Here is a 17,942-nt window from a genome sequence, read left to right as displayed (position 1 = left end):
ACGCTCAACATGGCTACCCCAACCCAACGCCTCGCCGAACTGCTCACCGCAGCCTAGAAACCCGACCCGTTGCATCCACCACTTGACTTTGCCGCTCGTCAAGGGGCCTATTGCGGCATGTCAGGGTGCTGAGGTTACTGAGCGTCGGGCTCCGTCGCGGCGGCGTGGCGGCCGGTGGGTGCCGGTGCAGCTTCAGGCTCATCCGCTTCGCTGGCATCGCCATCCTCGTCGGCGTCGTCGTCGTCGGCGTATTCGCGCGGCTTGACGTACGGGTCTTCGTCGCCGGCGTACACGGCCGTGCGGGCCATCTCGCCCACCTGGGTGTCGCGCTCACGCGCTTCACGCAGCAGGTCGTCGATGAGTGCGGCGTTCTCCGGGATGGCGTCGGCGATGAATTCGATCGACGGCGTCAACCGTGCGGTGATGTTCTTGCCCACTTCGCTGCGCATCATGCCGGTGGCGGCCTTGAGTGCTGCGGCACTGTCCTTGCGCTCGTCTTCGGAGCCATAGACCGTGTAGAACACCGAGGCGTGCTGCAGGTCGCCGGTGACCTTGACGTCGGTGATGGTGACGAAGCCGAGCCTCGGGTCGCGGATGCCGCGTTCAAGCCGCTTGGCCACGATGACCTTGATGCGGTCCGCCATCTTACGAGCGCGTGCCGGATCTACCATGTCGAACTCCTATTGAACCTATAAATTTCGGGGTACTTCCAACGCTCTTCAGCCCTCCCCAACCATCGTATTGACGGAAGCGTTTCTCGGGGAGTGGGGTCGTAGCTTGATCCCCCCTCAGGGGAATCGGGGTAGGGGTCCCCGCTCTTCCCCTGAGGGGGGATCAAGCGGAGACCCCTTGCCACCTAGCCTTTAGCTACGCGGCTTTTCCTTCAATTCGATCGTCTCGATCTCATCGCCGATCTGGATGTCGTTGAACTTACCAAGACCGATACCGGCCTCGAAGTCCGTACGCACCTCGGTGACGTCATCCTTGAAGCGACGCAGCGACTCGATGGCCAGGTTGTCGCCCACCACGATGCCGTCGCGGATGACCCGCGCCTTGGCATTTCGCGTGATCGTTCCCGAACGCACGATGACACCGGCGACGTTTCCGAACTTGGACGAGCTGAAGACCTCGCGGATCTCGGCGATACCACTCTGCACTTCTTCGAACTCGGGCTTGAGCATTCCGGTGAGGGAAGACTCGATGTCCTCGAGCGCGTTGTAGATGACGGAGTAGAAGCGCACGTCCACACCTTCACGAGCCGCACGTTCGCGCGCCTTCGTGTCGGGGCGGACGTTGAAGCCGATGATGATGGCGTTGTCGACGGTGGCGAGGTTGACGTCGCTTTCCGTGACCGCACCGACACCACGGTGGATGATGCGCAGCTGAACGGAGTCGTCGACCTCGATCTTGAGCAGCGACTCTTCCAGGGCCTCAACGGCACCGGAAACGTCACCCTTGATGATGAGGTTGAGCGATTCGACCTTGCCCTCTTCGAGTGCACGGGTGAAGTCCTCGAGGCTGATGCGCTTGCGGGCCTTGGCCAGCAGGGCGTTGCGCTCGGCGGCTTCGCGCTTCTCGGCGATCTGACGCGCGGTGCGGTCTTCCTCGATAACGAGGAAGGTGTCACCGGCGCGGGGAACGCTCGAGAGGCCCTGCACCTGAACGGCACGGGACGGCGTGGCGGCGAGAACGGCGTTGCCGTTTTCGTCGGCCATCGCGCGAACGCGGCCGTAAGCAGTACCGGCAACGATCGAGTCGCCGACGTGCAGCGTTCCGGACTGGATGAGCACCGTGGCGACTGCACCGCGGCCCTTGTCGAGCTTGGCCTCAATGGCCACACCGCGGGCATCCTTGTTCGGGTTGGCGCGCATGTCGAGTCCGGCGTCTGCGGTGAGCAGGACGGCGTCGAGGATTTCCTGGATACCGACCTTGTTTCGCGCTGACACGTCGACGAACATGACGTCTCCGCCGTACTCTTCGGCGACGAGACCGAATTCGGTGAGCTGCTGGCGCACCTTCTGCGGGTTCGCACCGGCCTTGTCGATCTTGTTCACTGCGACCACGATCGGCACGTTGGCGGCCTGCGCGTGGTTGAGTGCCTCAATCGTCTGCGGCATGATGCCGTCATCGGCGGCGACCACGAGGATCGCGATGTCGGTGACCTGCGCACCGCGAGCACGCATGGCGGTGAACGCCTCGTGACCGGGGGTGTCGATGAAGGTGATGGCGCGTTCTTTGCCCTCGTGCTCGGTGACGACCTGGTAGGCACCGATGTGCTGGGTGATGCCACCGGCTTCACCGGCAGCGACCTTGGCGTTACGGATGGCGTCGAGCAGCGCGGTCTTACCGTGGTCGACGTGACCCATGACGGTGACGACGGGAGGACGAACTTCGAGCTCGTCGTCGGTCTCGTCGGCCAGCTCCTGGTCGATGTCGATGTCGAAGGCGAGCAGCAGCTCGCGGTCCTCGTCGTCGGGCGAGACCATCTGGATCTTGTAACCCAGCTCGCTGCCCAGAACGTCGAAGGTGGCCTCGTCGAGCGACTCGGTTGCCGTAGCCATCTCACCGAGGTGGAACAGCACGGTGACCAGGTTGCCCGGGCTCGCGTCGATCTTGTCGGCGAAGTCGGTGATCGAGGCACCGCGGCGCAGACGCACCACGGTTCCGCCGTCGCCACGGGGGACGCTGACGCCACCCAGCGACGGAGCCTCGCGCAGCTCGAACTCGGCCCTCTTCGTCCGCTTCGACTTGCGCGCCTTGTTCTTGCCGCCACCGCGACCGAACGCACCAGCGGTTCCACCGCCGGGACCACGGCCACGACCGCCGGCGCCGCCGCCACCGGCGGGGCGGGGCGGGCCGAAGCCGGGGGCACCGGCAGGTGCGCCGGGGCGGGTGAAGCCGGGGCGTGCGCCACCGGCGCCGCCCGGAGCGCCGCCGGGACGCTGGAAGCCACCCGGACGCTGGCCGAAGCCGGTCGGGCGGGGTGCCTGGCCGGGTCCACCCGGACGCGGGGCGCCGGGGCGGGGTGCGGCGGGGCGGGGGATGTTGCTGGGCGAGGACGTGGACGGCGGACGCTGTCCCATGCCCTGCGCGCTCGCGAACGGGTTGTTGCCCGGACGCGGGGTGGGGGTCTTGCCCATGCCCTGGTTGCTGGCGAACGGGTTGTTGCCCGGACGGGCTCCCGGACGCGGGACGCTGCCGCCGGGCTTGGCGGTCGGAGCCGCGTCGCCGTCAGCCTTGGCGGCCGGTGCGGCTGCCTCGGTAGTCGTCTTCTCGGTCGCGGCGGTGCCGGACTCGGCGGCGGCCTTCTCGGTCGCTGCAGCCTTCTCGGCTGCGGCGGCCTTCTCGGTCGCTGCGGCCTGGCGCTCCGCTACGGTGAGCGGCGCGGCGGGCATCGGCGGTGCATCCACTGCAGGAGCCTCGACGACAGGTGCGGGCACCGGTGCGGCGGGACGTGCCGGGGACGGACGTGCGCCACCGGGCTTGGCCGTGGTGGTCGACGCGGGCTTCGGGGCGGCGGCAGGGGCCGCCGGGGTGGCAGCGGCGCCGCCGGTGGCGACTCCGTCGGCCTCGAGTGCTGCACGCAGACGGCGGGCAACGGGGGGTTCAACGCTGGAGGACGGTCCCTTGACGAACTCGCCCATCTCTTTCAATTTCGCAAGGGCTACCTTGCTGTCGACACCGAGTTCAGTTGCGATCTCGTGTACGCGTGGTTTCGCAGCCACAATTCTCCTGTTCCGGGCCTGCACCCGGAAAGGGGCAGACCGTTAGTAACGGACGGTTCTCATTTCGAGCCGCTCATTAGTTATCCATTAGCCAAGTCAGCCTGTTCTCTAGTTGTTTTGCGTCCAGGGGGCTGGTCACCCGAAGAGCACGCCCGAAAGCGCGCCGCCTCACGGCCTCCTGGAAGCACGCGATGGTGGGATGAATCCACGCGCCTCGCCCAGGGAGGGTGGCGGTTTCATCAACCACCAGGTCCGAATTCTGGGCGACGATCCTCAGAAGTGAGGAGCGTGAGGCGCGGGAACGGCATCCAATGCACGTTCTAACGGGATCCATCGTACCCCCTATTCGTCGTCCTCCAGAATGCTGTCCGGCTGGATGTCGATTTTTGCGCCGGTCAGTTTGGCGGCCAGGCGGGCGTTCTGGCCCTCTTTGCCGATCGCGAGCGACAGCTGGTAGTCGGGCACGAGGGCCCGAACCGCCTTGATCGACTCGTCGATGACGTAAGCGCTGGTGACCTTGGCGGGCGACAGCGCGCTGGCCACGAAGGTGGCCAGGTCCGGCGAGTAGTCGACGATGTCGATCTTCTCGTTGTTGAGCTCCGACGTCACCGCGCGCACGCGCTGGCCGAGCTCGCCGATGCAGGCACCCTTGGCGTTGACGCCGGGCTCGGTGGCGCGCACGGCGATCTTGGTGCGGTGGCCGGCTTCGCGGGCCAGCGACACGATCTCCACGACACCGCTGGCGATCTCGGGGACCTCCAAGGCGAACAACCGGCGCACGAGCGACGGGTGGGTGCGCGAGACGGTGATCTGCGGGCCCTTCATGCCGCGGCCGACGGCCGTGACATACACCCGGATGCGCGAACCGTGCACGTAGCTTTCTCCGGGCACCTGCTCCTCGGGGGGAAGGATCGCCTCGATGGTGCCGAGGTCGACGTGGATCATGCGGGGGTTGGGGCCCTGCTGGATCACGCCGGCGACGATCTCGCCTTCGCGGCCCTTGAATTCGCCGAGCACCGCGTCATCCGCGATGTCGCGCAGACGCTGATTGATGACCTGCTTGGCCGCGAATGCGGCAATTCGACCGAAGTCGTCGGGGTTGTCAACGGCTTCGCCGATGATGTTGCCCTCTTCGTCGTGCTCAGGAATGTAAATGTCGACGTGACCGGACTTGCGGTCGAGTACGACGCGAGCTCCGGGTTCTTCTTCCGCAGCCTGCTTCAGCGGCTCACCCTGGTGGGTGTGCTTGAGGTAGGCCGTCAGAATTGCTTGCTCGATGATCTGCACGAGTTCCTCGAAGGGAATCTCTTTCTCGCGCTCCATCAGCCGCAACACGCTGAGGTCGATGTCCATGGCCGGCCTCCTCTATTCAGATCTTGCCGCCGCGAAACCGCGCAGCGGGCTTCTCCCTACGGTACCGGAATCCCAGCGCGCCCGTCACCCGCCCGGGTGGTACCGCAGGGACTCACCGAGGGTGCTCAGGTGCCCACAGCAGCCTGCGCGGTTACGCTATCCCGATGATTACTCGATCCAATGCAGAGTCCGCCGCCGATTCGGCCGGTCATGCCGCGCAGAGCGCCGGTAACAGCCCGTTCCTGAAGACCCTGGCCAAGGCCGGTTATGCGGTCAACGGCCTGCTGCACGGCCTGATCGGTGCCATCGCGATCGGACTGGCTGTCGGTGCCGGCGGTGAGAGCGCCGATCAGTCCGGCGCCCTGGGCCAGCTCGCCCAGTCCCCCGGCGGCGTCTTCGTCATCTGGATCATCGTCGTCGGTCTGACGGCGCTGGGCCTCTGGCAGGTTCTGCAGGCTTTCCTGGTGCCGGGCACCGATCCGAAGAAGGTCTGGGCGCACCGGCTCAAGGAGATCGGCAAGGGTGTGGCGTACCTGTTCGTGGCCGGCACGGCCCTGACGGTGGCGCTGACGGGGTCGGCGGACTCGTCGGGGAGCACGGCGTCGGCCAGCGCATCCGTGCTCGCCCTGCCCGGTGGGCCGGTGCTGCTCATGATTGTCGGGCTCGCGGTTCTGGTGATCGGCGGGTACTTCGTCTACAAGGGTGTCGCGAAGAAGTTCACCGAGGACCTCGCCGTGCCCGCCGGCACCCTGGGCACCGTGACGGTGGGCCTCGGCGTGGCCGGGTATGTCGCCAAGGGCATCGCCGTGGGTGTTGTGGGCATCCTGGTGATCGTGGCCGGCTTCACGGTCGACCCGAGCCAGTCGACCGGCCTGGACGGGGCGCTGCGCTCGCTCGCCGCCCTGCCGTTCGGCGTGGCCATCCTGGTGCTGGTCGGCCTGGGCCTGATCGCTTACGGCATCTACTGCTTCTTCCGGGCCCGCTTCGCCCGTCTCTAACCACACCAGAATCGCGAAAGCGGTCACTCGGTTGCTTCAGCGTCGCTGAGGCTACCGAATGACCGCTTTCGCGATGGCGGGTTAGGCGAAGTGGGCGGCCAGCTCCGTGACGGCCACCTGGGTGCGCTCGCCCGAGCGGCGGTCCCACAGCTCCACGATGCCGTCGGCCGCGCCGCGGCCCACGATCACGATGGTGGGGATGCCGATCAGTTCGGCATCGCCGAACTTGACGCCGGGCGACACCTTGCGGCGGTCGTCGTAGAGCACGTCACGACCGGATGCTTCGACCATGGCGGTCACGGCCTCGCTGGTCTCGAAGACGATCTCGTCGCGGCCGGTGGCGATCACGTGCACGTCGAACGGTGCCACCGCCTCGGGCCAGATCAGGCCCTTCGCGTCGTTGTTGAGTTCTGCGATCACGGCGAGGGCGCGGGTGACGCCGATGCCGTATGAACCCATCGTGACGGTGACGAGCTTGCCGTTCTCGTCGAGCACCTTGAGCCCCAGCGACTCGGCGTACTTGCGGCCGAGCTGGAACACGTGGCCGATCTCCATGCCGCGGGCCAACTCCACCGGGCCGGAGCCGTCGGGGGCCGGGTCGCCGGCGCGCACGTCCGCGGCCTCGACGGTGCCGTCCGCGATGAAGTCACGGCCGGCAACGAGGCCGAACACGTGGCGGCCGGGCTCGTTGGCGCCGGTGATCCACTCGGTGCCGTCGACGATGCGCGGGTCGACGAGGTAGCGGATGCCGGTGGCCGATTCGGCGCCCAGCATCGCGCCGGCGGCAGTCCACGGGCCGATGTAGCCCTTGACCAGGCCGGGACGGCCGGGAATCTTCGCGAGCTTGGCGAAGTCGCCGTCGTTGGCGGCCTCGACCTCGGCGGGGGCGAAGGCCACCTCCACGCGCTTGAGGTCGACCTCACGGTCGCCGGGCAGGCCGATGACCACGATCTCGCGGCTGCCGTCGGGCTGCACGAGGGCCAGCACAACGTTCTTGAGGGTGTCAGCGGCGGTCCAGTCACGGCCATCCGGGCGCGGCTGGTTGGCGTTGGCCGAATCGACGAGGGTCTGGATGGTGGGGGTGTCCGGGGTGTCGTGCACCTGCGCGGCGGGGAAGCCGGCGAAGTCGATCGGCTCGGGTGCCAGGGTGCGGAACGCCTCGACGTTGGCCGCGTAACCGCCGGCCGAGCGCACGAAGGTGTCTTCACCCACCGGGGTGGGGTGCAGGAACTCTTCGCTCTTGGAACCGCCCATGGCGCCGGCATCTGCCTGCACCACGACGTATTCGAGGCCGAGGCGGGTGAAGATGCGCTCGTAGGCGTCCCGCTGAGCCTGGTAGCTGGTCTCGAGGCCGGCGTCGGTGTGGTCGAAGGAGTAGGCGTCCTTCATGGTGAACTCGCGGCCGCGCAGCAGGCCACCGCGGGAGCGGGCCTCATCGCGGTACTTGTCCTGGATCTGGAAGATCGACAGTGGCAGGTCCTTGTAGCTGTTGTAGAGGTCCTTCACCATCAGGGTGAAGACCTCTTCGTGGGTGGGGGCCAGCAGCAGGTCGCTGCCCTTGCGGTCCTGCAGGCGGAACAGGCCGTCGCCGTACTCGTCCCAGCGGCCGGTGATCTCGTAGGGTTCGCGCGGCAACAGGGCCGGGAAGTGCACCTCGAAGGCCCCGGCGGCGGCCATCTCCTCGCGGATGATGGTCTCGATCTTCGCCTTGACCTTCAGGCCCAGCGGCAGCCAGGCGAAAATGCCCGGCGCCTGACGACGGATGTAGCCGGCCCGCACAAGCAGGCGGTGGCTGGTGACCTCGGCATCAGAGGGGTCTTCGCGAAGGGTTCGGAGGAAGTAGTTCGACATACGAATAGGCACGCACCTACTTTACGGCGCGAGCAGGCCACCCGTCGGCGCGGGCCGGCCTCGAAAACGGGCAACTGTTGCCCGAGCGGACAACTGCACCCGGTACGCCGGACGCAATTGTCCGCTTCGGCAACAGTTGCGGCGCGGGCGGTGGGGTCGGGTGCGGCTAGCGGGAGCCGACGGTCACCACGGGGGCGCCGAGGGAGTCTTCGCTGGGCGGCATCTCGGCGGCCATCCGGTTGGCCTCCTCGATCAGGGTCTGCACGATCTCGGACTCCGGCACAGTCTTGATGACCTCGCCGCGCACGAAGATCTGGCCCTTGCCGTTACCGGAGGCCACACCCAGGTCGGCGTCGCGGGCCTCACCGGGGCCGTTCACGACGCAGCCCATCACGGCCACGCGCAGCGGCACCGTCATACCCTCGAGGCCGTCGGTGACGTCGTTGGCGAGCTTGTAGACATCCACCTGGGCCCGGCCACAGCTGGGGCAGGAGACGATCTCGAGCTTGCGTTCGCGCAGGTTCAGCGACTGCAGGATCTGCAGGCCTACCTTGATCTCCTCGGCCGGCGGGGCGCTGAGGGACACCCGGATGGTGTCGCCGATGCCCTCGCCGAGCAGGATGCCGAACGCCGTGGCGCTCTTGATGGTGCCCTGGAAGGACGGGCCGGCCTCGGTGACGCCGAGGTGCAACGGCCAGTCACCGCGCTCGGCGAGCAGGCGGTAGGCCTTGACCATGACCACAGGGTCGTTGTGCTTGACCGAGATCTTGAAGTCGTGGAAGTCGTGCTCCTCGAACAGGCTGGCCTCCCAGACGGCGCTCTCCACGAGAGCCTCCGCGGTGGCCTTGCCGTACTTCTGCAGGATGCTGGGCTCGAGCGAACCGGCGTTGACGCCGATGCGGATGGAGACGTCCGCTGCCTTGGCGGCGGCGGCGATCTTGGCGACCTGGTCGTCGAACTTGCGGATGTTGCCGGGGTTCACCCGCACGGCCGCGCAGCCGGCGTCGATGGCCGCGTACACGTAGCTCGGCTGGAAGTGAATGTCGGCGATGACCGGGATCTGGCTCTTCTTGGCGATGATCGGCAGCGCCTCGGCGTCGTCGCGGCTCGGCACGGCGACGCGAACGATGTCACAGCCGGAGGCGGTGAGCTCGGCGATCTGTTGCAGGGTCGCGTTGATGTTCGTCGTCGGAGTCGTGGTCATCGACTGCACGCTGACTTGCGCGTCGCCGCCGACGAGGACCTTGCCGACCTTGATCTGGCGGGACTTACGTCGGGGAGCGAGAGTTACGGGGACTTTGGGCGTACCCAGGTTTATAGCGGCCACGAATGTAGCTTACGCGTGCGCGATCCCGTGAAGCTGAACCCTTCCCGAACGCCCCGATGGTGTGGCGTGGGCTCAGCCGAACAGGTTGATCGGCTTGACGATGTCGGCGTAGATGAGCAGCAGGCTCATGCCGCCGAGCACGACCACGACGGCGAAGGTCAGCGGCATCAGCTTGGCCGTGTCGACGGGGCCCGGGTCACGGCGTTTGAACAGCTTGGCGAACCACCGCCGGATGCCTTCCCACAGGGCTCCGGCGACGTGGCCGCCGTCCAGCGGCATCAGCGGAACCAGGTTGAAGACGAACAGGGCGATGTTGAGCGAGGCGAGCAGGCCGATCAGGCTCGCAGCCTTGCTGTTGAACGGGATGGTGTCGATGCTGGCGATCTCGCCGGCGACCCGGCCGACGCCCACCACGCTGATCGGGCCGTTCGGGTCGCGCTCCCCCGGCCCGAACGCGGCGTTGGCCACGTCGATCAGGCGCTGGGGCAGGTTCAGGATCATGTGGAACACACCGGAGATGTTCTCGCCGACGGCGGGCAGCACCGCCGTGATGGGCTGCTGCACGAGTTCACCGGCCGGGCCGATGCCGACGAAGCCGACATCGCTGGTCTGCGGGTCGCCGTTGGCGTCGGTGACGATCTCATTGGCGTCGTCCGTCACGTAGCGTTCGGTGAGTTTCGGGGTGATGACCAGGGTCTGCTCGGCACCGTCGCGTTCGACGATCACCTGCAGGGGCGTGCCGGAAGACGCGCGGATGATCTCGGTGGACTGGTCCCAGCTGGTGATCGCGGTGCCGTCGATGCTCACCAGACGGTCGCCGGGCTTGAGGCCGGCGGCAGCGCCGGGTGCGACCTCGTCGCCCTCCGCGCAGGTCTGCCGGTCACTGGTGGCGGGCAGCACGCAGGCGCTGACGCTGCCGACGGTGGTGCTGGACTGGGTGGTGCCGAAGCCCATCAGCAGCACGGCGAAGAGCACCACCGCGATGAGCAGGTTCATGGTGGGCCCGCCGAGCATGATGATGATGCGCTTGAACACCGGCAGTTTGTAGAACGCGCGGTGGTCTTCGCCTTCGCCGATGGTGTCCGCGCTGGCCTGACGGGCGTCGTCGACCATGGTGCTCAGGGCGCCGGGCTTCTTGGCGGGTTCGCCCTCCTGCACCAGCTGGTTGAAGAAACCGGTGCTGTTGGGCCGGGCGGCACCGTCCTTCGAGGGCGGGAACATGCCGATCATCGAGATGTAACCGCCGAGGGGAAGCGCCTTGACGCCGTACTCGGTCTCGCCCTTACGCTTGGACCACAGAGTGGGCCCGAAACCGATCATGTACTGGGTGACCTTGACCCCGAACAGCTTGGCCGGCACCAGGTGGCCGATCTCGTGCAGGCCGATGGACAGCGCAAGGCCCACGACGACCACGGCTACGCCCAAGATATATAACAGCACGGTTTCCACATCGGTAGATTAGCCTTCTCTTGCTGCAAGTCGGCTGGCCGTTGACCGGCAGCAGGCTATCCGCACGATTTGCCACCCACCCGCCAGCATCCCGATTCACCGCCCCGGAGGCTCCCCCTGTCTGCACCGACCGAACCGCTTCGTGATCCGTCGCGGTCAGACAGCCTGATCGGGCTGGTCCTCGCCGACAGGTTCCGTCTGGTCAGGCTGATCGGCACCGGCGGCATGGCCACCGTTTACGAAGCCGCCGACCTTGCGCTGGGCCGCACTGTCGCGCTCAAGCTGTTCAGGATGGACACCGCCGACGATTCGGGCCCGCAGCGGCAGAGCGGCGAGGTCATGGTGCTCGCCAGCCTCAACCACTTCGCCCTGGTGACCCTGTTCGATGCCGGCACCGAACACGTCGACGGCGTGACCCGGTCGTTCATCGTGATGGAATACGTCGATGGTTCCGACCTGCGCAGCCGCATCAACCAGGGTGTTGTGGCCCCCGCCGAGGTGGCCCGGATGGGCGCCGACCTGGCCGAAGCGCTGCACTACGTGCACGCGAAGGGCATCATCCACCGCGATATCAAACCCGCCAACGTACTGCTGGCCCCGTCGGATTTTCCCGGCCGGGTCTCGCACGCCAAGCTGGCCGACTTCGGCATCGCCCGGCTTTTCGACGCCACTCACCTCACCCGCACCGGCTCGGTGCTCGGCACCGCCGGCTACCTCAGTCCGGAGCAGGCGCTGGGCCAGCCGATCGGGCCGCCCAGCGACGTGTACTCGCTCGGCCTGGTTCTGCTCGAAAGCCTCACCGCCACCCGCGCCTACCCCGGCACAGCGATCGAATCGGCCATGGCCAGGCTGCAGCGCCAGCCGGAGCTCCCCGAGGAGCTCGGCGCCGAGTGGTGCGCCGTGCTCGCCGGCATGACCGCTCGCGAGCCGGCCGACCGTCTCACCTCGGCGGATGCCGCGGTGCGCCTGCGCGAACTCGTTCCGGCCGGGTCGACTGAATCTTCCCTCGCGGCAATCCCGGCATCGGCAGACGACTCGACAGAGCTGATGGCCGCCGGCGCTGCACCCCTGAGTGCGGCGCCAATGCAGACCGCACCGATGACCCCCACCGAGAGACTGCCCGCGGCCACCGGCGACGAGCCCACCAGGGTGCTCCCCGCCGCAGGCATGGCGGAGCACACCGCGAAGACTGAGCGTTTGAACGCGGCCGCACCGCTGGACCGCACGGCGGTGTTCCAACCGGCCGGGGCCGGCGTCCCGGCCACCGGCCAACGGCCGACCCGTCGTCAGCCCAAGGTCGGCCGGCGACCGTTGATCATCGGGGCGCTCGTCGCGCTGGCCGCGGTGATCGCGCTGGTTTTCCTCGTGCAGCCGGGCGATCCGGCCCCGGAGGCACCCACGTATCCCGCGGTCGACGGCGACCTCGGCACCCACCTCCAGCAGCTGCAAGAGAGCGTGAACCCATGACCGCCACCCGAACCATCCGCACCCGGCTCGTCTTGACCATCGCCGGCCTGGGCCTCGCCGGCAGCCTGCTCACCGGCTGCGCAGGCGCCACCGCCGCGCTGGATCCCGCCGCGGCGGCGGACTTGCAGGACGGAGTCCTCAAGGTGACCTCGGCCGCTGCCGCCGGAGACTTCCTCACGGCGCAGACCGAGCTCGGCACGGTGCAGACCGCCCTGACCGCCGCGTCGGCCGACGATGCCGTCACCGCGGCCCGGGCCGCCGAGATCCAGACTGCCATCGACCTCGTCGGGGCCGACCTTGCGGCCTCGATCGCTGCGAGCACACCCGTTGAGGTGCCGGTGGAGACGCCGACGCCAGAGCCTGTCAGCACGCCCGACGAGGGCAACGACGACGACGACAAGAAGGACAAAGACAAGGACAAAAAGAACGACGACGAGGACAGCGACGACAGCGAGGACAGCGGCACGCCGACACCTGCTGAAACGCCGGCTCCGGCTCCCGCCACACCCGAAAAGCCCGGCAACGACAAAACCGGAACCGGAGCCTGCGAGAAGAAGGACGACTGCGAGTAGGGGCCGGACGGCCTTGACTGTCGGCGGGCATTGACAAAGAATTACTGCCAACAGACATCAGGAGGCCCGCCTGACTACTTCAACCGAGCCGATTCGCGAACCGACGCGAACCGATACTGTGCTCGGACTCACGCTCGCGAATCGATACCGCCTCGACACAGTGATCGGGTCGGGTGGGATGGCCGTGGTCTACCAGGCCTCTGATCTGGCCCTGGGCCGCACCGTCGCCGTGAAGCTGATGCGATTCGATGCCGCCGGCAGTGCCGGATCCGCGCGGCACCGCGACGAAGTAGCGGTGCTGGCCCACCTCAATCATTTCGCCCTCGTCACGCTGTATGACGCTGGAGTCGAGGTGATCGACGGCTCCCCGAGGTCGTTCATCGTGACCGAATTCGTCGACGGCACGGATTTGCGTAGTCACCTGCTGGCGGGCCCGATGGATCCCGGTGAGGTGGCGAGGCTGGGTGCCGACCTCTGTGAGGCCCTGCACTGCATGGGCGCACTGGGCATCACCCACCGTGACATCAAGCCCGCGAACGTGCTGCTGGCACCGTCGGATTTTCCGGGCAGGGTCGTTCGCGCCAAGCTCGCCGACTTCGGAATCGCCCGGCTGTTCGACGCCGCCCACCGCACCGAGACGGGCGCTGTGGTGGGCACGGCCGGCTACCTCAGCCCGGAACAGGCCGGCGGCCTGCCGGTCGGCCCGGCCGCCGACGTCTACTCGTTGGGGTTGGTGCTGCTCGAGTGCCTCACCGGGAAACACAGCTACCCGGGCACCGCTGTCGAGTCGGCCATGGCCCGGCTGCAACGGCAACCGGAGATTCCCGACTGGGTCGGCGCAGAGTGGCGAGCGGTGCTCACCGGGATGACGGCGCGGGAGGCCGAGGATCGGCTCCGACCCGCCGAGGCAGCCGGCCGGCTGCGCGCTCTGGTTCCTTCGGTAGACGCTCCTTCGGTCGAGGTTTCCTCGGTCGGCCCCGAGCCGGCAGCCGAGGGGGTCCGAGAAAGGGACAGCGCCACCCGACCGCTGGACCTGCCGACGACGCTGCAGCGTGACGTGGCACCTTTCGTTCCGACCTCGACGCTTCATCCGCGAGCGGCGCCGGCCACGGCCCCCTCGCGTCGGCCACGCCGGTCGCGCACATCCCGCCGGTGGTCGCTCGTCATCAGCGGGGTGCTGGTGGCGGTGCTCACCGCGGGGGCCGTGTTGTTCGTCGTTCCCGGCGCGGACCCGCCGCCGGAGCCGCCGGCGTATCCGGCGGTCGACGGTCAGCTCGGGGACCACCTCGAGCAACTGCAGGAGAGCGTCGACCCGTGACCCACCGCCGACGTACGCTGGGCAGCCGCATCCGCGCCGGTGTGGCGGCCGGTCTCGTGGTCGCGGGCACCCTGGTGGGGTGCACCAGCAGCACGCCCGGTGTGCCGGCCGACACGACAGCGCGGCTGCAGGCCGCCGTGCTCTCGGTGACGGCAGCCGCCGCGACCGGCGACTATGCGGGCGCACAGTCCGCCGTGGCCGGGCTGAAGGCCGCGCTGGCCGCTGCCGTCGAAGACGGCAGGCTCACCGAGGCTCAGGCCGCGAGGATCAACGCCGCCATCGCCCTCGTCGACGCTGACCTGATCGCGGCGCTGACGGCCGCGACCCCCGCGACACCGACCGTTCCCAGCACCCCGGCTCCTGCCACCAAAACGCCGGAGCCCAGCACCGAGCCGAAGGTCCCGGCCACCCAGCCGCCCGTGCCGACCCCGGAGCCAACGGGCAGTCCCAGCCCGGCGCCGACAGAACCCGTGCCGACGGCCGAGCCGACACCGCCACCGGAAACGCCCGACCCGGAGCCGACCCCCGAACCAGAGCCCACAACCGAGCCCGTTGTGCCCGACAACTCCGGTGAGACACCGGGCGAGCCCGGCACGGGCGATCAGGGCGCCGGCTGAGGCAGAACCGGGCATCCGACCGGTAGCCTGTCCCCGTCGGCCCACTCTCCTCGGAGGTTCCCATGCCCCAGCACCTCATCGTCGGAGCCGGCTGGATCGGCGGTGAACTGGCCCGCCAGCTCGTGGCTCGCGGCGACGACGTCACCGTCGCCACCCGCTCCGGCACCGCAGTTCCCGGCGCCATCGCCCGGGTGCTCGACGCGTCGGACCCCGTCGCGTTCTGCCTTGCGGCCGAGCGGATGCAGACCATCTTCCTGTGCACCAATCCTCCGTACCCGGATTGGGCCCGCCGGTGGCCGCCGGTGTTCGCGGCGGCGATAGCCGCAGCATCCGTCTCGGGCGCCAGCCTGGTGGTGATGGGCAACCTCTACCCCTACGGGTCGCCGGCCGGGCCGATGACCGAGCATTCCCCCGAGAACACGACCGAATCGAAGGGTCTGATTCGCCGTGACGGCTGGCACCGGGTGCGAGATGCGCACGAGCGGGGTGAGATCCGGGCCGTGGAGGTGCGCGCGAGCGATTACTTCGGCGCCGGCGTGAGCGGGACCGCGCATCTGGGCCAGGCGTTCTTCCGCGCGGTCCTGGCCTCCAAGACGGCCAGGGTCGTCGGCCGGCCCGATCTGGTGCACAGCTGGAGCTACGTACCGGACATTGCGGCAACGATGATCGCCGCAGCCGACTACACCGGGCCGTGGGGTCGTCTCTGGCACGTGCCGAGCGGCGCCCACAGCCGCACCGACATCGCCGGGCAGCTGAATGCGCGCTACGGCAGCCACGGCACCGTGGCCGGCTACCCCACCTGGATACTGCGCTCACTCGGCATTCCCAGCCCGTTGATGCGCGAGGTGTACAAGTCCAGTTACCAGTTCCAGGTGCCGTACGTGATCGACTCCGCCGAGACCGAGCGGCTGCTCGGCGTGGCGGCCACGCCGTGGGATGCGGCGCTGGTCGCCGTGGCCGACAGCTACCGCCGGTAGCAGCCGGTCAGCGGGCGATCGTGTCGATGATGGTGTCGGCCTGCGCCCGCGCCCAGCGTTCGGCGTCGGCGAGGGACTCGAGGGTGAGCTCGCCCTGAGCCTCGTGGGCCTCCACCACCCGCTGCACGGTGTCGACGATGTCGAGGTAGCCGATCCGGCCGGCGTGGAACGCCAGCACCGCCTGCTCGTTGGAGGCGTTGAACACCGCCGGGTAGGTGGCGCCGGCGCGGCCGACCTGCTTGGCCAGCTCCACAGCGGGGAACGCCTCGTCGTCCAGAGGCTCGAAGGTCCAGGTGTGCGGGGTGGTCCAGTCGATCGGCACACCGACCGCGGCCACCCGGTTCGGCCAGTCCAGGCCCAACGAGATCGGCAAGCGCATGTTCGGCGGCGATGCCTGCGCGATGGTGGAGCCGTCGATGAATTCGACCATCGAGTGGATGAGTGACTGCGGGTGCACGACAACGTCGATGCTCTCGTACGGCACATCGAAGAGCAGGTGCGCCTCGATGATCTCGAGCCCCTTGTTCACCAGGGTGGCCGAGTTGGTGGTGATGACCAGTCCCATGTCCCAGGTGGGGTGCGCGAGGGCTTCGCGCGGGGTCACGTCGGTCATTTCGGCGCGCGACCGGCCACGGAACGGGCCACCGGAGGCGGTGAGCACCAACCGGCGCACCTCGTCGGCGGTACCGGAACGCAGAGCCTGCGCGATGGCGGAGTGTTCGGAGTCGACCGGCACGATCTGGCCGGGCGCGGCGAGCGCCTTGACCAGGTCGCCGCCGACGATGAGGGACTCCTTGTTGGCCAGCGCCAGCGTGCGGCCGGCCTTGAGCGCGGCGAGGGTCGGCCCCAGCCCGACCGAACCGGTGATGCCGTTGAGCACGACGTCGGCGTCGACATCCCGCACCAGCTGCTCGGCCTCGGCGGCGCCGACGGCGGTGTCGTCGACGTTGAACGCGGCGGCCTGCTCGGCCAACAACGTTCGGTTGCTGCCGGCCGACAGCCCGACCACCTCGAAGCGGGTGGGGTTGGCCTTGATGACGTCGAGCGCCTGGGTACCGATCGAGCCCGTTGACCCGAGAATGATGATTCGCTGCACGCCCCCATGCTAGGCGCACCGCGGATATATGCCGGGCTGCGACTGACCCGCGCTGTAGGGTCGTTGAGTGACCGGAGCCAAGCACGACCCAGCATCCGAGCCCGAAACCGCGCCGGAAGCCCCCGTCGAACAGGTGCCGGCCGCCGACGAGATCGTCGAGATGCCCGCCAAGCCCAAACGGCCCGGGTTCGTCTACTTCCTCGGATACGGCATCATGGCGCCCATCGCACGCCTGGTGTTCCGGCCACGCATCACCGGCAAGGAGAACATCCCCCGCGAGGGCCGGGTGATCCTGGCCAGCAACCACCTGTCGTTCATCGACAGCATCGTCATCCCGCTCACCGCGCCGCGCCGGGTCCAGTTCCTGGCCAAGTCCACCTACTTCACCGGCACCGGGTTCAAGGGCTGGGTGTCCCGCCAGTTCTTCACCTCGATCGGCGCCATCGGTGTGGAACGCGGCGCAGGCCAGGCCGCCCAGGTCGCCCTCGACGCCGGCAAGGAAGTGCTCGACGTGGATGGCGCGTTCGCGATCTACCCGGAGGGCACCCGCTCGCTCGACGGCAGGCTCTACCGCGGCCGCACCGGCGTGGCTTGGCTGGCGCTCACCACCGGTGCCGTGGTGGTGCCGGTGGGCCTGATCGGCACCCAGGAGATCATGCCCGTGGGGTCGAAGATGCCGCGCATCCGCCGCATCAGCGTGAAATTCGGCGAGCCGATCGACGTGAGCGTGCACGGCACCGCCGACTCGGGCCGCGCCCGGCGCAAGGCCACAGACGAGATCATGGCCGCTATCCACGGGCTGACCGGTCAGGAACTGGCACACAGCTACAACGAATCACCGCCCACCACCGTGGTACAGCGGGTCAAGCGTGCCATCTGGTGGCGCGAGCTGCGCTAACCGCACCGGGCGTCCCCACTGTGTGACGCACGATTATTAGGACAAAGTGCGTAAAAAATGGCAGATATCCGGGGCGGATTCAACCGGTCAGCGCAACACCGGTCGGTTGTGTGTTCGAGAGTAGCTCGTTGAGGGCTTCTTTCGGGGTTTTCCAGTCGAGAGTTTTGCGGGGGCGGTCGTTGAGTTGGTTGGCGACGTGGTCGAGGTAGTCGTGGTGGTAGCCGGAGAGGTCGGTGCCTTTCGGGAAGTACTGGCGCAGTAGACCGTTGGTGTTCTCGTTGCTGCCGCGCTGCC

Annotated in this window: 16 protein-coding genes; 7 read left to right on the top strand and 9 right to left on the bottom strand. The window is 68.2% G+C overall.

All coding sequences use genetic code 11. The features are described 5' to 3' along the window. Positions 1-134 precede the first annotated feature (134 nt). The 4 genes from rbfA to nusA form a co-directional block, all read right to left on the bottom strand. On the bottom strand, positions 135-671 hold the full coding sequence (gene rbfA / locus RCH12_RS17880) for a 30S ribosome-binding factor RbfA (protein ID WP_327017788.1): 537 nt from the start codon (positions 669-671) through the stop codon (positions 135-137). Positions 672-863: 192 nt separating this feature from the next. Further along, positions 864-3,725, bottom strand: coding sequence for a translation initiation factor IF-2 (gene infB / locus RCH12_RS17875; RefSeq protein WP_327017787.1), 2,862 nt, complete (start codon positions 3,723-3,725; stop codon positions 864-866). Positions 3,726-3,801: 76 nt separating this feature from the next. Then, on the bottom strand, positions 3,802-4,059 hold the full coding sequence (locus RCH12_RS17870; RefSeq protein ID WP_088455501.1) for a YlxR family protein: 258 nt from the start codon (positions 4,057-4,059) through the stop codon (positions 3,802-3,804). A gap of 8 nt (positions 4,060-4,067) precedes the next feature. Then, positions 4,068-5,078 carry a transcription termination factor NusA gene (nusA, locus tag RCH12_RS17865; protein WP_088455500.1) on the bottom strand — a complete coding sequence of 337 codons (1,011 nt, stop codon included), beginning with the start codon at positions 5,076-5,078 and terminating at the stop codon, positions 4,068-4,070. Between the two features lie 164 nt (positions 5,079-5,242). Between nusA and RCH12_RS17860 the strand changes: the two genes are divergently transcribed. Continuing rightward, on the top strand, positions 5,243-6,076 hold the full coding sequence (locus RCH12_RS17860; RefSeq protein ID WP_327017786.1) for a DUF1206 domain-containing protein: 834 nt from the start codon (positions 5,243-5,245) through the stop codon (positions 6,074-6,076). Between the two features lie 81 nt (positions 6,077-6,157). Here the strand turns inward: RCH12_RS17860 and RCH12_RS17855 are convergent, their stop codons facing one another. The 3 genes from RCH12_RS17855 to RCH12_RS17845 all read right to left on the bottom strand — a co-directional run bounded on the left by RCH12_RS17855 (position 6,158) and on the right by RCH12_RS17845 (position 10,703). After that, positions 6,158-7,927 (bottom strand): proline--tRNA ligase, encoded by a 1,770-nt coding sequence (locus RCH12_RS17855; protein WP_103431045.1) that lies wholly within the window; start codon positions 7,925-7,927, stop codon positions 6,158-6,160. Positions 7,928-8,093: 166 nt separating this feature from the next. Next, complete coding sequence (gene ispG, locus RCH12_RS17850) at positions 8,094-9,254, bottom strand: flavodoxin-dependent (E)-4-hydroxy-3-methylbut-2-enyl-diphosphate synthase (RefSeq protein WP_088455497.1); 1,161 nt, start codon at positions 9,252-9,254, stop codon at positions 8,094-8,096. 72 nt (positions 9,255-9,326) lie between these two features. Further along, a complete protein-coding gene (locus tag RCH12_RS17845; protein ID WP_207795484.1) occupies positions 9,327-10,703 on the bottom strand; it encodes a M50 family metallopeptidase in 1,377 nt (458 codons plus the stop codon). A 69-nt stretch (positions 10,704-10,772) separates the two neighbouring features. On the opposite strand from RCH12_RS17845, the gene RCH12_RS17840 reads away from it, so the two are divergent. The 5 genes from RCH12_RS17840 (at position 10,773) to RCH12_RS17820 (ending at position 15,654) form a co-directional block, all read left to right on the top strand. Continuing rightward, positions 10,773-12,170 carry a serine/threonine-protein kinase gene (locus RCH12_RS17840; protein ID WP_243399133.1) on the top strand — a complete coding sequence of 466 codons (1,398 nt, stop codon included), beginning with the start codon at positions 10,773-10,775 and terminating at the stop codon, positions 12,168-12,170. Continuing rightward, positions 12,167-12,742 carry a hypothetical protein gene (locus tag RCH12_RS17835; protein WP_103431043.1) on the top strand — a complete coding sequence of 192 codons (576 nt, stop codon included), beginning with the start codon at positions 12,167-12,169 and terminating at the stop codon, positions 12,740-12,742. Before RCH12_RS17840 ends, RCH12_RS17835 begins: the two co-directional genes overlap by 4 nt. Before the next feature lie 118 nt (positions 12,743-12,860). After that, complete coding sequence (locus tag RCH12_RS17830) at positions 12,861-14,060, top strand: serine/threonine-protein kinase (protein WP_327017785.1); 1,200 nt, start codon at positions 12,861-12,863, stop codon at positions 14,058-14,060. After that, complete coding sequence (locus RCH12_RS17825; protein ID WP_327017784.1) at positions 14,057-14,677, top strand: hypothetical protein; 621 nt, start codon at positions 14,057-14,059, stop codon at positions 14,675-14,677. Before RCH12_RS17830 ends, RCH12_RS17825 begins: the two co-directional genes overlap by 4 nt. Before the next feature lie 62 nt (positions 14,678-14,739). Further along, a complete protein-coding gene (locus tag RCH12_RS17820; protein ID WP_327017783.1) occupies positions 14,740-15,654 on the top strand; it encodes an NAD-dependent epimerase/dehydratase family protein in 915 nt (304 codons plus the stop codon). A 7-nt stretch (positions 15,655-15,661) separates the two neighbouring features. Here RCH12_RS17820 and dxr read toward each other — a convergent pair whose 3' ends face one another. After that, positions 15,662-16,750: a 1-deoxy-D-xylulose-5-phosphate reductoisomerase gene (dxr, locus tag RCH12_RS17815; RefSeq protein WP_327017782.1), complete on the bottom strand. Its 1,089-nt coding sequence runs from the start codon at positions 16,748-16,750 to the stop codon at positions 15,662-15,664. Between the two features lie 160 nt (positions 16,751-16,910). On the opposite strand from dxr, the gene RCH12_RS17810 reads away from it, so the two are divergent. Next, positions 16,911-17,648, top strand: a complete 738-nt coding sequence (locus RCH12_RS17810; RefSeq protein ID WP_103431050.1) for a lysophospholipid acyltransferase family protein — start codon at positions 16,911-16,913, stop codon at positions 17,646-17,648. A 79-nt stretch (positions 17,649-17,727) separates the two neighbouring features. On the opposite strand, the gene RCH12_RS17805 is transcribed toward RCH12_RS17810, so the two are convergent. Next, the coding region (locus tag RCH12_RS17805) for a transposase (protein WP_442784591.1) at positions 17,728-17,942 on the bottom strand (215 nt) is incomplete at its 5' end.

This window comes from Cryobacterium sp. MP_3.1, assembly GCF_035984795.1.
GTDB lineage: Bacteria > Actinomycetota > Actinomycetes > Actinomycetales > Microbacteriaceae > Cryobacterium > Cryobacterium zongtaii.
This window is presented reverse-complemented; position numbering and strand designations above follow the sequence as displayed.

What these genes read in the sequence shown, in the direction of transcription:
- RCH12_RS17820 (WP_327017783.1), top strand. Translation starts at nt 14,740, where the DNA reads ATGCCCCAGCACCTCATCGTCGGAGCCGGCTGGATCGGCGGTGAACTG.
- rbfA (WP_327017788.1), bottom strand. Translation starts at nt 671, where the DNA reads ATGGTAGATCCGGCACGCGCTCGTAAGATGGCGGACCGCATCAAGGTC.
- RCH12_RS17855 (WP_103431045.1), bottom strand. Translation starts at nt 7,927, where the DNA reads ATGTCGAACTACTTCCTCCGAACCCTTCGCGAAGACCCCTCTGATGCC.
- nusA (WP_088455500.1), bottom strand. Translation starts at nt 5,078, where the DNA reads ATGGACATCGACCTCAGCGTGTTGCGGCTGATGGAGCGCGAGAAAGAG.
- RCH12_RS17835 (WP_103431043.1), top strand. Translation starts at nt 12,167, where the DNA reads ATGACCGCCACCCGAACCATCCGCACCCGGCTCGTCTTGACCATCGCC.
- RCH12_RS17860 (WP_327017786.1), top strand. Translation starts at nt 5,243, where the DNA reads ATGATTACTCGATCCAATGCAGAGTCCGCCGCCGATTCGGCCGGTCAT.
- RCH12_RS17870 (WP_088455501.1), bottom strand. Translation starts at nt 4,059, where the DNA reads ATGGATCCCGTTAGAACGTGCATTGGATGCCGTTCCCGCGCCTCACGC.
- RCH12_RS17810 (WP_103431050.1), top strand. Translation starts at nt 16,911, where the DNA reads ATGCCCGCCAAGCCCAAACGGCCCGGGTTCGTCTACTTCCTCGGATAC.